Raw genomic sequence first — 15,838 nt, 5'->3', positions numbered from 1 at the left:
ATTGTGTGTTTAGTCAAAAAAAAAATCAAGTTCTGAAAGCGGTTTCCTCTGGCTTTACTAGTAATTTTCTTAATCTTACATTTACAAAAATTCACAAGCGGCGTGAGATCCAATTAATAATATAGGAGAATCAGACTGTAAGCTTTTAAATTTCTGTCTATCTTTTCTGCCTCTGCATTTCTTACTATAAAGCAAAATCCTGGCAACTGCTTTCTCGCTTATTTCTTAGGCTAAATGTCCATTGTTTTATAGGGTTAATTATTCCTTCGCAACAATTTTATTGATCATCCCATTGAAAATAAAATAGTGAAATGGCAACACAGCATACCAGTACAATCTGCCTGCTATGCCCAAAGGCCTAAAAGTGGCGGTTTGGTAAACAGTATCGCCCTTTATCCTAAACTCAAGCCAAGCCTCACCAGGGAGCCTCATTTCGGCATAGAGCAGCAGGCGCTTCTCTTCCGGACTCGCATAAATGACTCTCCAAAAATCAAGAGTATCGCCTCTGCTTACCAAAGTGGCATCCCTTCGACCGCGGTTAAGGCCAACGCCCCCAAAAAGCTTATCCAAAAAGCCACGAAACCCCCAAAGCCAATTAGCATAATACCAGCCTGATGCGCCACCAATAGCGAAAATTCGCTCCTGTGCTTTGATAGGATCAATTGCCACTCGTTTTTTCTTATCTGTGAACACTCCAAACTGCGGAACCTTTAACTGCTTCTGAACCATCTGCTTTGAATAGGTCCCACCCATGGCATCTTTCCAGCTTGAAAGTACAAGATTCTGTTCAATTTTATCAAAGGCAATTTTTATCGCTTCCCTATAGGATATAGGGGTAATCCCGAGCTTTTCCTTGAGATCATTTGGCTCAGCGACAACATCCACGCTCATACTGTCAACCAGATTTTTTGCCAACGCATAGGATGTTGAGGTAACAAAATAAAGCCAGTACGATGATAGCTTAGGCGTCATTACGGGTACCGTGATTATATGGCGTTTTAATCCCCGCTCAGCGGCAAACTCCAACAGCATTTCTTTATAGGTTAAAATATCCGGCCCATAAATATCATAGTGCTTTCCGAAAGTGAAGGCTTGATTCAGTACCCCAGATAAAAATTCGATCACATTCCTGATTGAAATGGGCTGGCATTTGGTCTTGACCCATTTAGGTGCCACCATAACTGGAAGTTTCTCAACAAGGTCGCGTATGATTTCAAAAGAGGCACTGCCTGAACCTACGATAATGCCAGCCCTTAGAGTTGTGACAGGCTTGCTTCCTGAATTCAGTATCTGCTCAACTTGCTTACGTGATGCCAGATGCTTGGAGAGTTTAGAATCATTAACAATCCCGCTGAGGTAAATTATCTGCCTTGCAGCAGTTTTACCTACAGCTTCTACGAAGTTCCGTGCCGAAGCCTCTTCCTTGCTTCCAAAATCGCCGGAAGTACTCATAGAATGTACTAAATAATAGGCAACATCGATATCTATCGGAAATGCTTCAAGACTGGTTTTATCTAAAAAATCGACCTCGATTACTTCAGGTATATTTTCTTTACAATATTTTTTTACATTAAAACGCGATTTATCACGTACGCAACACACTACATTGTGGCCCTGTTCTAAAAGAACTGGGAGTAGCCTTTGGGCTATATATCCTGTAGCACCTGTAAGTAAAATTTTCATAGTGTTACTGCATTATCAGTTTAATTTTGGAATCATTGCAAGTGCTCACGCCAACACATTGTCAGTCATTTTTCAAATCCAACCCTGAATAGTGAAATATTAACCGCCTAAATAGCGACCTATATATTGTAGATGGATCAATTAGTAATTCCCGAATTTTTAATAACCTTTAAATGTAATTGTCGGCAATTCTTGACAACTTTAAAGCATCTACTATTCATACTTTCGTCAAGTTTTTCGAGGGATATCTGCCAAGCATTTTATATAAAGTTATTACTTAAATGACTGGTTTAATGTTGCGAAAAAGATAATTGTGAAAATATTATGCGTTTTATCAGCGTATTTATTTAAAGCTATTTCCTGCTATCGGCTGTATCTGCCCTTTGGCTTTGCCGGGCAGGATGCCGCCTCTATCAGGGCTAGGCATAAACGTTAGCGCTTTCTTTAAACTTTTCTTTTCCCATCTGCCTTTTTAACTTTTGCCTTACAAAACAAACCCCTGGCAGCTTTCGCTGTCCGGGGTTCTTGATTATTGTGGTTTCCCTTTGTTTATCTCTTCAGTGAGAAATGCGATTTAAATTCTTTGGTTACCGTTGTGGTGCCGTCAAACTCAGGGTAGGTCACCGTGAACCAGTAGTCCGTTGCAGGTACCGGGGTACCGTTTAGCGTTCCGTCCCATCCGCTGCTCTCAAGGTCCGGGCTTATCTGTTTGATAAGCTTGCCATAGCGGTCAAAGATATAGATCACCGATCCTGTACCGCTTAAGCCTATGATGTTCCACGTGTCATGGAAACCATCACCGTTAGGGGTAAAGAAGTTCGGGTAGTCTACAATGCTTACCCCATTTAAGACCAGCTCCTGGCATGGAAAATCTGTTTTCTCATCCCATACCGTAACACTGTGGTAGCCCGGGGATACATTAGTGAATACCGGAGATTCCTGCCTTGGGCCGTTATCCAGCTGGTAGGTGTACTCCCCGTTTCCTTCTACTGTTACCGTTATGGTCTGGTTATCGCTAAAGTAGTTGGTTACATAGTACCCCTGGCCTATGGCTGATGCCTGCCCTGATTCGATAACTGTAAAGCCTGCCGATTCATCAGAGACACATTCCAGTGGCGCAGGGCCCGTTACTACTACAGTGTATACGCCGCCTGTTTTGGCGATATAGCTTCCTGAGTCGTCACTATCGGTTAGCAGTACCCCGTCTTTGTACCAAAGGTAGGTGTGGCCGTTTGGTACTACACCGCTGTTAAGTTCCAACTCGCCTTCGCTCTCTCCAAATTCGATACATACCGTATCGCTGCCATCTGCTGTTGTGATAACAGGCTCTGCCCTGCGCTCTACCCTTAGGGTTACCGTAGTGGTGGCACTGCATGGGGTATCCTGCACGGTATCGCTGTTGGTCACTACGATCCAGATCACCTGGCTCTCCGGGGTTTGGTTGGTATAGTTTTCAGGGTCTTGTATAGGCTGTGGCGCAGGGACTGTAGATGGGTCAATATCGTAATAGCTTACAAGGAATACAGCCGGGTCCTGAGCGCCAAGTACTTCAGGTGCAAGTAGGGTTAAATCCCATCCTGAGGCCCTGCCGTCGTTATCTGCATCGGTATCACATACCGCCGCAGGGTCTGCCACAGGGTTGGCTACTGCCTGCTGCTCTACGATAAGCTTAAGCTCTTTTACGATCCTGCAACCTGTGTCGTTGTTAACTACTTCTATGTATACCGTTGCACTGCCTGTTACGACATACCCTGTTATTGGCGTGGCACGTGTGGTAAGGGCTGCATCGCTAAAGTAGCCTATAGTGTAAATGGTACCTGTATTACCGCCAAGGGCTGTCTCTACATACTCCTTCAGGTTAAAGGCTGTCGGGGATGCAGGGGTGTCGTTACAGATACCATAGTCGGCAAGGTCGGCTATCGGTGGCAGTGGGTTCACTATTAGTTCAAGCTCCACTATCTGGAAGCACCTCAAATCAGATGGGTTATTAGTATTGGCCTCAACCCTTACCCATACACTGCCACTGGCACTGTTGTGGCTGGTTGGGTCAGGTATCGCATTGGTGCCTGCCTGGGCATCCTCTTCTGTGGTATAATAGCTGAACAGGTAGTTAGTACCGTTGTTGCGGATATCATCCTGTGCAAGGGTAAGGTCAAAGGGCTCACTGCCTACTACTGTAGTATCCTGGTCGCATACCTCAAGTGGGGCTGGGTTAAAGTTGGGTACAGGTAGCGGAAGCACCCTTATGGTCAGGGTGGTATAGCTAACACACCCCTGGGTGGTGGTTACCCTTACCCAGATCGTCCTTGGGTTTTGGGCTGCTCCATTGCTGTCTGTATTTACATAGGCATCCGGGGTGGCGATTGCCACGGCGGTGCTGTCTGTTTTTGGGTCGGTGGTAAAGTAGTCTACAACGTAGTCCATGCCTACCCCATCAGGGCCCAGTATCTCATCGTCTTTTTGTGTAAGGTTAAACTCCGCAATACCGTCATTTGGCAGTGCCTCGTTACATACGGCAAGGGGTGTTGGGGTTACCAACTGGTGTGGCTTGTTGATATGGATGGTAAAGCTCGTAAGGCTATAGCAGCCTGCGGTATTCTCTACCCTTACCCAGATCACCTGCCCATCCCTGGCAATGTGCCTTGCAGGGCTGGCAATACCGTTACTACCCGCATCAGCATCAGCCTTGTGAAAGGTAATAGGTGATTGTTACTTCCACAGGGGCTACTGCTTCTTTTATCTGTGTTTCATATACTGTAAGGTCTGTCCTTAGCGCCCCGTCCTGCCCATTGTTGTCGGTATCATCACAAAGGGTGATATCCTGTAGCTTTGGTGCCTGCGGTGCAGGGGTTACTATAAGGGTAACCGGGAATGGCGTGGTGTTAAAGCAGCCTGTAGTACTGCTCACTGCCCTTACCCAAAGGGTTTGTGTGCCCGGGTGGTCATTCCTGTAGTCGGTCGTATTACCGATCGGGTTGGCCCCCGATAGTGCTTCCTCCGCCGTTAGGTGGAAGGTGATCACAAGGCTTGTATCACCATTGGCAAGGGTTTCTTTTAAGGCTTCAAGGTTAAACTCACCGATACCGTTGCCATCGGTATCACATACCGTTAGCTCATCCTGTGAGGGAAGGGTAAGTACCGGCTGCGGCTCTACCCTGATATCAAGGTAGCCAAGCCTGAAGCAGCCTGTAGTGGTTACCGTAAAGCGCACATAAAGGCTCTGTACCTGTGAAGTGTTCTCATACGCCTGTGCCTGGGCGTCGGTAAGGGCATTGGTGCCCCCTTGCGCATCGGCAAGGGTGGTATGGAAGGTTACCGCTACACCGTTTAGGTTTTCATCGGTGATGAATTTATCGATGGTAGTGGTAAGGTCAAAGGTCTCTTTGTTGGCCGGCAGTGTGGTATCACACAGCGAGTAGCTGTACTCATTGGTAATAAGCACCGGAAGGGCATTCACCACAAGGCGTACCGCTACGATATAGAAACAGCCTGTGGCTGTATTGGTTACTTTGGCATACACCGTAGCTGTTGCCGATGGGTAGTTGCCCGGTGTACCGATAAGGCTGGCAGGTGTAGCTGCAGCGTCGGTGTAATAGTCTACTGTGTACTGCGCAGGGTCTAAGCCTGCAAGTATCTCAGCACTCTGGCTGTTCAGGTTAAAATGGGCTATGCCATCAGTATCGCTGGTACCGTCATCACACAGCGCATAAGGCTGCGCCGGGCTGTGGGCATCAGGCCTTGGGTTTACAATCAGCACAAGGGTTACCGTATCATAGCAGTCCGTAAGGTCCGACTGTACCCTTAGGTACAGGGTCTGGGTACCTGCTACGATATTGTCATAGGCCTCGGGTGACGGTATTACATTTACATTTAGGTCAGCATCGCTCTGGGTCTCAAAGGCGCTTACCGTTACATCGGGGATAGCGGCCTCAATAGCCTGCATGGCTGGTGTAAGGTTAAACCTTGCAAAGCCGTCGTTGTTGTCATCACATTCTGCAATAGGTGCAGGGGTGGTGGCAATAGGGGCAGGGATTACGTTTAGTTCCACACGGGCTACCCTTACGCAGTTCGTGGTAGGGTTAATTACCCTGGCCCAGATATCGGCATCGCCCGAAAGGTAGGTTGGGCCCGGTTCAAAATCAGCACCCCCAGCCAGTGCCTGGGCCTGGGTCTGGTAGAAATACACTACATAGCTCGCGGAGCCTGCCGTTACCGCTGTTGCAATCTGGTCAAGGTCAAAATCAGCCTCGCCAGGCAGTTCTTCACACTCGGTGGCAATGAAGTCTGCAGGGTCGGTGCTTAATACCGGTAACGGGTTTACGATAATGGTAAATGATGATACACTGCGGCAGCCAAAACCGTTGGATACTGCGACCCAAATAGTCTGCTGGTTGGGATTAATGTTATTATATGCTTCCGGGCCTGTAATAGGCGTTAGGTTATTTTGTGCATCAACCTGCGTTAAGTAATACTGAACCGTAAGGCTCGCATCACCACCACGGGCGGCATCATCGTTTAAGGTTAAGTCAAATTCTTCTATGCCATCAGGTATAGGGCTGGTCTCGCATAAAGTTAGTCCGGAAACAACAGGGATAACTGGACGTCCGTTCACAATCAGCTGAAGTGTCGTAGTATTAGAACAACCTGTAGTGTTAGACTGTACACCAATAAATATAGTTTGCGTATTAGGATTGATATTAGAATAATCTCCAGGCATGCCTATAGCATTTACTTTTTGATTAGCGTCACTTAGCGTCTCGTAGGCTGTTGCAGTTACGTCTGCCATAGCAGCCTCAATTTCCTGTAATCTTGGTAATAAGTTAAATACTCCATACCCATCATTATTGTCATCACAAACTTCTAATGGAGCTGGTTGAGGAATTGGAGGTACAGGTGATGGCGGTGTGTTTACTACTACATTGTTTAAAACAGACTCACATCCAGTGGTAGTTCTGACTGTTACATTATACGTACCCGCAACTACATTTGCAAAAGTAGTTGTTGACTGAAAATCTACTCCGTTAATACTATACGTAAGAGTATTTCCTGTTGGTGAATTTACTGTAATAGTACCTGTAGTACTTGTACAAGATGGCTGAACAATTGTTAGAACCGGTACAGCAGGAGCTCCCGGTACCGGGCTTATTACAACGCCAGTTAACACAGAACTACATCCGTCAGCATTTACAACCGTTACATTATATGTTCCCGGAGTAAGATTATCAAATGTAGTTGTTGTTTCAAAGTCTACTCCGTTTATACTATATGTTAAGCCTGTTCCTACGGGAGCAGTCACAGTAATAGAACCTGTAGGTGCAGGACATGTTGGCTGTACTGAAGTAACAGTAGCAACTGCAGGAGTAGACGGTTGCGGATTTATAACATAACCTGGAAATGCTGAAATACATCCTGAAGGATTGTTAACAGTTATGGTATATGTATCTGAAGCTAACCCAGCAAACGTAGTACCTGGCTGAAAGTCAACACCATTAATACTATACGTAAAACCTGCTCCGGTTGGAGAGTTTATAGTAATGGTTCCGGTAGAAGTATTGCAGGTAGGTTGCTGAAAAGTAACATCTATTGATTCTGCAAAATTTGTAATTGTTATATTTTCTGTATTAGTAGCTGCAGAAAGACAGCCTTCTAAATCTGCGTCTACAGTATATGTCACGGCATAGGTGCCCGGTCCACTCGCTGTAACATTTATCTCACCAGTAGCAGGGTCAATCACCAGGCCATTAGAACCTGTAAATTGTCCACCTGTAGCGAAATCAGTTGCAAGGGTTGGAAGAACATCTGCTGATGTGCTACAAACAGATGGAGGAATTGTAAAATCGGCCACCTGAGAATCCGGCGCTCTTACTATAACATTTAGCTCTACAAAAAAGCTTTCACAGCCTGATGGAGAACTTTGGGTAACATAGTATATTGTTGTTCCTGTCGAGCTTGTTGAAGGAGTAGGCATTGATCCATCTAAAGTTCCCCAAACTATATTAAAACCAGGCAATATCTGAACCTGATCTGAAAGTGGTGCCGGGGTTTGCCCAACACAATATGTTATATCCTGAATTACCGGTGGTGGTGGCGAACTACCATAATATATCACTTCAAGGGTACTCGAACAATACGAATTTGACCACTCAAAGCGATATGTTCCCGTTTCCACAAAATCAGAAACGGTAGTGTTTTCAGAATTTACATCTGCAATTGTTACAGGGCCGGGGTTGTCGGTATGTGCAGACCATATGCCCCCGGCACCTGTTGCAGAAATTGGTGTAGATGTAGCACCACAATTTAAATAATGAGGCGATGATGTTATAATACCATTATTAGCTACAAATGAAATTGCATCGAGAAAGTTACCTATAGAATTATCTCCTGTTGAACCATTTACAGCTTGAAAGATAAACCTTGTTACCGGCTGACCAGCAGGAACAGTATATGTACCTGTATAGACTGCCCAAGCTGTATTACCTGTAGCGATCTGAGGTCCAACGGGCAAATAGTTGCCTCCGGGGGGACCCGCAAATAATTGCATAGTATCTACTCCACGTCTTCCCCTGTGGGCAAAACTATATGTAAAAGCGGTTTGCTGCGGTGTTGCATAATCCTGATATAGACCCGAGGTCTGGTTAGCGTTAAGCTCGACAAACTGATTCCCTTCATATGCAGGAACGCCCAAATTAGTTCCTCCGGCATCTACATAGCCGTTAGTCCAAACTTCAATTTTATGATCTGTAGCTGTGGTCCTCCAGCCCTGCATCGTATAATCATTAACAAAATCCATACCGCTAACAACGGGTTGCTCAAAACCAGGGTTAATAGTTTTTATTAAACATTCAAGAGGATCTCCTGAAACTGGCGGTGTAGGTGTTGTGATACAAACTGAAAATGTAAGTGACGGATCTGTAGCCGCCGCGTCAAGTGAAAGCCTAATTTTATATACAGTACCAACAACCAATCCTGTTGCAGTTAGATAATTATTAGAACTACAAAATCTCCTTATTAAAGAACTACATACATTCCCTTCATATAAACCTATCACAACAGCCTGATTTAAGGTCGGCGGAAAGTTTAACAATGATATATCATGTGCAGTAGCCGTTGCCGTGAACTGGAACCAAACGTCCGGCCTTGCAACAGTAGTACAAATATCTGACTCGGGAGAAGCTGTTGCTCCTGCAAACGACGCCAGCCCCATCGTTCCACATTGTGTAGTTGGGCTGGGGTTAATTGTTATTGCATTTGCACAATTATTATTCTGGGCAAAGCCACTCAAAAAGAAGCAATGCACGAAAATAAAAACAAAGAGCAGTTTGGCTTTACGTCCAGAAAATTTACTTTCTTTCATAAAAATTGGGTAATTGTATAAATATTAGGCGAATAATTTTATTTAAAACTCAAATCTAAAACATTTTATTAAAAAAATGTTTAGAAAACTTTAACAATATAGAAAAATATCAAAAAACACTTCAACACTAATGGTTTCAATCAAAGTTGTAGATATAACAGGTTTTTATCACAATACCCTACTAAAAATTATAAGATTTTTTTAGTTAATTATTAAATAGCACCACAATAAACTCATTTGTAGCCTTATAAACATCAATGTATGTATGCAGAATGACCGATTTAACCTCACTAAAAGCATTTAGCAAGAAAAAAAATTAATAATCAACAACTATTATACTTGAAAAGCACTAAATCTATATTTTTCCTAAAACATATTAGTTAGTTAATATACTCACCAATTTGGCTATCTTGTCCTACCTTAATGAAGCTACAAAATGGTATCAAATTATATTATTATTCAGGATTTTACAGATATCACCTATAGTGAGCAGGATATCATGTATAAAGATTTCGAGCGATGCACCTTTACAAATTGCGATTTCTCTGCCTGTAATTTTACAGGAGTTGCCTTCATAGACTGCATATTTATTTCATGCAATTTTTATGAAGCTAAGATTAACTATGTAGCCTTTAGGGGAGCTGTTTTTACCGATTGCGATTTTAATGGTGTAAACTTTTCAATGGTAGATCCGCTGTTGTTTGAAATAGAATTTAAAGATTGCATGCTTGATTATGCAAAGTTCTATACGCTAAAAATTAGTGCAACAATTTTTAGTAATTGTAGTATGATTGCCGTTGACTTTATGAAAACTGATTTGACAGGTGTTACTTTTGACAACTGTAACCTGCACAAGGCGGTATTTATTGATGCAATTGCAAACAAAGCAGATTTCACCACAAGCTATAACTTTTCTATTGACCCTGAACGAAATAAGCTTAAAAGAGCCATCTTTTCAACAGAAGGACTTAAGGGTTTGTTAGATAAATATGATTTAATTGTAAAATAAAACCACCATTTATTAGGCTATAAAAAATATGCGACGTACATTTGCAGCTCACTATTAACCATGTTACAACGGTTAGTAGTTTAAAGACCCAGGGGCTTCCACTCACGGGTCTTTTTTATTTTATATAGTTCAACTCTTGTTCTTATTACCACAATTTTACTTATAAGCCTGCATTACCGTAACCTCATAAGCATTTTTACCTAAAAGTAATTGCAACATAGATCCATCGGGGGCGTTCCATAGAAGGTTAACCCTTGAATTCCCTTTTTGTATCGACGCGTTTAGTGTATCAGGATTTCGGTTGTTATTATTGTTTGAAATATCCTTACCATCTATATTTTTGTAGATATCAGGGCTTTCAAAAGACAAGCCATTTTCGGTAAGCATCCCCTGCACTAATGTTGTAGCTTCGTTTACACCATTAGGCGTTTGCGGAAAAATCATAGTGACATTACCTGATTTCCCCTGCCTTAGCCATTGACCTATTACCGATTTTGAAGCATCATACGTACCTTTTACATCAAGAGCTGTAGCTCCAAAGGTTTGGGCGTTACAAATCATTCCTATAAATAATAAAGCTGCTGTGTATATACTTTTCATAATTGTTTGGTTTGAAGTTTCTTAAATTTATGAAAAGCTGTTTTCTGTTAAAAGCATTTTAACAAAACAAAAAATCCCATTCGCCTGAACGAATGGGATTTTGATATAAGAGAAGCAGATATTAGAATACGAATATCGGTCTTTCGCTCATCATGTTGTTTACTTCTTCAGCAACCTGTTCAATAACCTCATCATTAGTATGGTTAGTAATAACACGGTCAATAAAGTCAACGATAGTTTCCATGTCAGCTTCAACAAGTCCACGTGTAGTAATGGCAGCAGTACCCACACGGATACCAGATGTTACAAACGGTGACTTATCATCAAACGGAACCATGTTTTTATTTACAGTGATCTCAGCTTTTACAAGTGCATTCTCAGCTTCTTTACCTGAAATATTTTTATTTCTAAGGTCGATAAGCATCATGTGATTATCTGTACCACCAGATATGATATCATAACCACGTTTAACGAATGCAGCAGCCATAGCCTGTGCATTTTTACGTATCTGCATAGCGTAAGTAAAGAACTCATCAGATAAAGCCTCGCCAAAAGCAACAGCTTTAGCAGCAATGATGTGCTCTAAAGGCCCACCCTGGTTACCCGGGAATACAGCACCGTCAAGAAGAGAAGACATCATTCTTGTTTCGCCTTTTGGAGTTTTAAGTCCGAATGGGTTTTCAAAATCTTTACCCATAAGTATAAGACCACCTCTTGGCCCACGAAGGGTTTTGTGTGTAGTTGTAGTAACAACGTGACAATGAGGAATTGGGTCATTCATAAGCCCTTTAGCGATTAAGCCTGCAGGGTGAGAGATATCAGCAAAAAGGAAAGCACCAACGCTGTCAGCAATTTTTCTGAAACGCTCAAAATCCATATCACGAGAGTATGCCGAAGCACCTGCAATGATTAATTTTGGCTGCTCTTTAGTAGCTATCTCCTGGATCTTATCATAATCTAAACGACCTGTTTCTTTTTCTACACCGTAAAATACCGGTACATAAAGCCTTCCTGAAAAGTTTACAGGAGAACCATGTGTAAGGTGACCACCGTGAGAAAGGTCAAAACCTAAAATTTTGTCGCCCGGCTTAAGGAAAGCATGGAAAACAGAAACGTTAGCCTGAGAGCCTGAGTGTGGCTGTACGTTAGCATATTCAGCACCAAAAAGCGCTTTAGCCCTGTCTATGGCAATCTGCTCAATTACGTCTACTACTTCGCAGCCTCCGTAATATCTTCTGCCCGGATACCCCTCAGCATATTTGTTAGTAAGCACAGAACCTGCAGCTTCCATAACCTGGTCGCTTACAAAGTTTTCTGATGCAATAAGTTCCAAACCGTGAATTTGCCTGTCCTGTTCCTCAAGAATAAGGTCGAAAATTTGTTCGTCGCGTTGCATTTTATAATTTTTCGTTAATTTGCCGTCAAAAGTACGAAAAACGTTTGGTAAAACGAATGACCAAACTATATTTGATGATTCAATAAAACAAAATAACAAAAACGAAATATGCCTCTTACAGCAAATGATCCTTCAAGAAAATCTTGGCTTAACGTACCGAAAGACAGTGATTTCCCTATACAAAACATACCATTTGGCGTTTTTATAACTAAAGACGACGTGGTTACCATTGGTACACGAATTGGCGATTATGCTATTGACCTCGGTGCACTTCAGCAATTAAACTACTTTGAAGGTATAGAGCTAACCGACGATATGTTCATGCAGGACACACTGAATGACTTTATATCTGATGGTAAAAAAACATGGCGTTTAGTACGTAACCGCATCGCAGAACTATTTGATGTTAAAAACACTACACTTAAAGACAACGAAGATCACAAAGCTGTAGTTATCTTTAATATAGAAGATGTAGAAATGCAGCTTCCTGTACTTATTGGAGATTATACCGATTTCTATTCAAGCCGTGAGCACGCTACCAATGTTGGTGTAATGTTCCGTGACCCGGAAAATGCATTGCTGCCTAACTGGCTGCACCTGCCTGTGGGTTACCACGGAAGATCGTCTACAATTGTGCCGTCAGGAATTCCTGTTCACCGCCCAATGGGACAAACTCTGCCTAACGGCGAGACCCAGCCTGTATTCGGCCCGTCTAAACTGGTTGACTTTGAGCTTGAAATGGCATTTATTACTACTGATGCTAACGTAATGGGTGAATCTATCTCTGTTGAAGAGGCAGAAGAGCACATTTTTGGTATGGTATTATTTAACGACTGGAGCGCACGCGATATCCAAAAATGGGAGTATGTGCCACTAGGGCCATTCCTTGCTAAAAACTTTGCATCGTCTGTATCTCCGTGGATTGTTACGCTTGATGCGCTTGAGCCTTTCCGTACAGAGGGTCCTTCGCAAAACGAACCTCAGCCTTTAGAGTACCTTAGGCAGGAAGGCGCACACGCGTTTGATATTAAACTTCAGGTAGCTATTGAACCGGAAGGAGAAGTTGAAACTGTAGTTTCTAACTCCAACTTTAAATATATGTACTGGAGCATGGCACAGCAGCTGGCACACCACACTGTTAACGGATGCCGTGTAAACAGCGGTGACCTTATGGGCAGCGGAACAATATCGGGCCCCACGCCAGATAGTTTCGGATCGATGCTTGAGTTAAGCTGGGGCGGCAAAAACCCTGTAAAAATGAATGACGGAAGCGAACGTAAATTTATCAATGATAACGACACGGTTATCATGAGAGGTTTCTGCCAGAATAATGATGTTAGAATTGGATTTGGTGAGGTATGCAGCAAACTGCTGCCACCCTTTACTAAGAAATAATATACTCTAAAACGCTCCGCTACAACGGAGCGTTTTTTTTATGTCTGGTTAGCGATTGCAAATGCAAATTAGCGAGTTGTAGTAATCATACCTAAACCCTCTCCTTTAGATTTTCGAATTTAATATGTTCATGGTTGGCATAATACACAGCCCTACCCTGCTTAATTAAAATAATTTGTGGTGATTCATGAGCAATACCATACCGCATTGCCATTTCATCTGAAATATCCCTGAAAGCCCTCAGGTCTAAAAAATAAGGCTTTACCTCTCCTGCCTCAAAGTCAAATTTCTTTTCAAACTTTTTAAGCGTAAATGTGCTAAGGTTGCAGCGTGTACTGTATTTAAAAACTACAACCGGAATGGATTGTGATTCTGCTTCTAGTGCGTCCAATTGTGAGACATCTGTTGTGTCTGTCCACTGGACTGTAGATATCAAATCTTCTACTGTACCGAATTTGCTTTTTATACTCATTTTTAAAACTCTGGTTCTATTTAAATATAAGTTTCAAATATAAAGATTTAGTTGAAAGCATTCGTTAAACGAGCAAGAACAGCACTGTTTTATTTAGAGTATTTATATTAATACAGTATTTTTAAAACCATTTTATTACCATATTACCAACAAAACTCTTATTGTTTACTTTAGAAGCAATATTGTAAAAATTTAGTTTGTAAATTTATAGTCACTATACTATTACTACGCACATGAATTCATCTAAAAGGCAATGGAATCCATTCATAACAGCATGGATGCTGGGTCTGTTTTTTTACTTCCTGGAATATGCAGTACGCTCTACGCCAAGCATAATGATACCGGAACTTACCAATTTATTTTCGGTATCTGTTAACGATGTCGGCACGATAATAGGCGCCTATTATATCACCTATTCTGTAACAAGCCTGGCAGCGGGACTGGCTTTTGACAGGCTTGGCGCAAAATACCCCTTATTTACCGGGACAGTTATTTTAGCACTAGGATGTTTCCTGTTTGTTATATCAAATTTTTTTCCCGCATACATTGGCAGGTTGCTGCAAGGCATGGGGTCGGCAATGGCTTTTCCCGCCTGTGTGTACATCGCAGCAAGGGCATTTGCACCCAATAAACTGGCAACGGCTATTGGCGTAACGCAATGTTTAGGGATGCTCGGAGGATCGGCAGGACAGTTTTTAGCTGCACCTATTATAAACAACGTAATGAGCCTTACCGCCTTTTGGATAGCATTAGGCGTAACGTCATTACTTATAAGCCTGCTTATATTGTATTTTATCCCGTTAGAAAATAAAGTAGTTGGCGAAGCCGCACCAAAACAAAAACTGCTTAGTCCTTATAAAATCGTATTCTCTAATCCGCAGAGTTATATGTCAGGATTAATTTCGGGTTTACTGTTTGCCCCTACAACAATATTTGCTATGACCTGGGGTGTGGCATTCTTTCAGGAAGACCGCGGCTTAACTTTTAGCACTGCAACATTAGCGTGTGCGCTCGTTCCGCTGGGATGGGCTATCGGATGTCCATTATTAGGATGGGCTGCAGACAGATTAGGGTACAGAAAGCCTGTAATTATTGGCGGCGCATTGGTAATGATAGTAAGCCTGCTTCAGTTATTGTATCTACCGCAATTGGTTTCGCCTTATGCAAGCACATTGCTTTTAGGAATAGCCTCGGGAGCAGCAATGATTCCGTATTCTATTATAAAGGAGTCCAATCCCGACCATGTAAAAGGTACGGCAACCGGAATAATTAACTTTTTTACTTTTGGTGTAACTTCCTTATTGGGACCCTTATTCGCACACATGTACGGAAGTTCTTTATACACCAATGCAGACAACGAAATGCATTTCCGCTCGGCGGGGCTTTTCTGGATTGTCTGCATTGCTATAGCTATAATAACGGGCCTTTTAATTAAAGAGACCGGAACGAAAACAAAAAGAACTAAACCTTAGTCTTTAACGCTTCAGCATCAATATCACTATGAGAGGTATTGTAAACCGCTGCGCCATTTTTAATAAGTATTAATTGTGGCGACTGGTGTTGTACACCAAATCGTGACGCTATTTCGTTAGAAATATTCCTGTGCTCCAAAAGATCCAGAAAGTAGGGCTTTGCCTTATCGGCATCGATACCGTATTCCCTTTCAAAATTTTTAAGTGCCATACGGCTGATACTGCAGCGCGTGCTGTGTTTAAAGATAATCACTGGAACATCTGCCGACTCCGCTACCACCTCATCTAATTGTTTTAAATCTGTTAATTCATTCCAGTCGATACTGGAAGATGAACTATCTTTACTATCTGAATCGCCAAATAATTTACCGAATATACTCATATTGACACTTTTAAGACATTTTGTCTGTTAATTTTCTACAAATCTAACTAAAAACAGACAATTAGTCAGATTTTA

General features: G+C 42.4%; 10 protein-coding genes. 3 read left to right on the top strand and 7 right to left on the bottom strand.

Annotated features, from left to right (window positions below):
• Nucleotides 1–258: 258 nt before the first annotated feature.
• The 3 genes from ALW18_17055 to ALW18_17045 all read right to left on the bottom strand — a co-directional run bounded on the left by ALW18_17055 (nucleotide 259) and on the right by ALW18_17045 (nucleotide 9,037).
• A complete protein-coding gene (locus ALW18_17055) occupies nucleotides 259–1,683 on the bottom strand; it encodes an epimerase (GenBank protein AOE54065.1) in 1,425 nt (474 codons plus the stop codon).
• 549 nt (nucleotides 1,684–2,232) lie between these two features.
• Entirely contained in the window at nucleotides 2,233–4,302 is a 2,070-nt protein-coding gene (locus ALW18_17050; GenBank protein AOE54064.1) for a hypothetical protein, read from the bottom strand.
• A gap of 61 nt (nucleotides 4,303–4,363) precedes the next feature.
• Nucleotides 4,364–9,037, bottom strand: coding sequence for a hypothetical protein (locus ALW18_17045; protein AOE54063.1), 4,674 nt, complete (start codon nucleotides 9,035–9,037; stop codon nucleotides 4,364–4,366).
• 436 nt (nucleotides 9,038–9,473) lie between these two features.
• Between ALW18_17045 and ALW18_17040 the strand changes: the two genes are divergently transcribed.
• Entirely contained in the window at nucleotides 9,474–10,046 is a 573-nt protein-coding gene (locus ALW18_17040) for a hypothetical protein (protein ID AOE54062.1), read from the top strand.
• A gap of 156 nt (nucleotides 10,047–10,202) precedes the next feature.
• On the opposite strand, the gene ALW18_17035 is transcribed toward ALW18_17040, so the two are convergent.
• Complete coding sequence (locus ALW18_17035; GenBank protein AOE54061.1) at nucleotides 10,203–10,646, bottom strand: hypothetical protein; 444 nt, start codon at nucleotides 10,644–10,646, stop codon at nucleotides 10,203–10,205.
• A gap of 121 nt (nucleotides 10,647–10,767) precedes the next feature.
• Nucleotides 10,768–12,042 (bottom strand): serine hydroxymethyltransferase, encoded by a 1,275-nt coding sequence (glyA, locus tag ALW18_17030; protein ID AOE54060.1) that lies wholly within the window; start codon nucleotides 12,040–12,042, stop codon nucleotides 10,768–10,770.
• A 108-nt stretch (nucleotides 12,043–12,150) separates the two neighbouring features.
• Between glyA and ALW18_17025 the strand changes: the two genes are divergently transcribed.
• Entirely contained in the window at nucleotides 12,151–13,437 is a 1,287-nt protein-coding gene (locus ALW18_17025; GenBank protein AOE54059.1) for a fumarylacetoacetase, read from the top strand.
• Nucleotides 13,438–13,528: 91 nt separating this feature from the next.
• Here ALW18_17025 and ALW18_17020 read toward each other — a convergent pair whose 3' ends face one another.
• Nucleotides 13,529–13,909, bottom strand: a complete 381-nt coding sequence (locus ALW18_17020; protein AOE54058.1) for a hypothetical protein — start codon at nucleotides 13,907–13,909, stop codon at nucleotides 13,529–13,531.
• 233 nt (nucleotides 13,910–14,142) lie between these two features.
• Here ALW18_17020 and ALW18_17015 point away from each other — a divergent pair, with 233 nt between their 5' ends.
• Entirely contained in the window at nucleotides 14,143–15,381 is a 1,239-nt protein-coding gene (locus ALW18_17015; protein AOE54057.1) for a hypothetical protein, read from the top strand.
• Here the strand turns inward: ALW18_17015 and ALW18_17010 are convergent.
• On the bottom strand, nucleotides 15,371–15,763 hold the full coding sequence (locus ALW18_17010; GenBank protein AOE54056.1) for a general stress protein: 393 nt from the start codon (nucleotides 15,761–15,763) through the stop codon (nucleotides 15,371–15,373). The genes ALW18_17015 and ALW18_17010 overlap by 11 nt on opposite strands.
• Between the last annotated feature and the right edge of the window lie 75 nt (nucleotides 15,764–15,838).

Source organism: Flavobacterium psychrophilum (assembly GCA_001708385.1).
Classification (GTDB): Bacteria; Bacteroidota; Bacteroidia; order Flavobacteriales; family Flavobacteriaceae; genus Flavobacterium; species Flavobacterium psychrophilum_A.
Note: the sequence above shows the minus strand (reverse complement) of the source record. Positions and strands in the feature narration are given on the sequence as shown.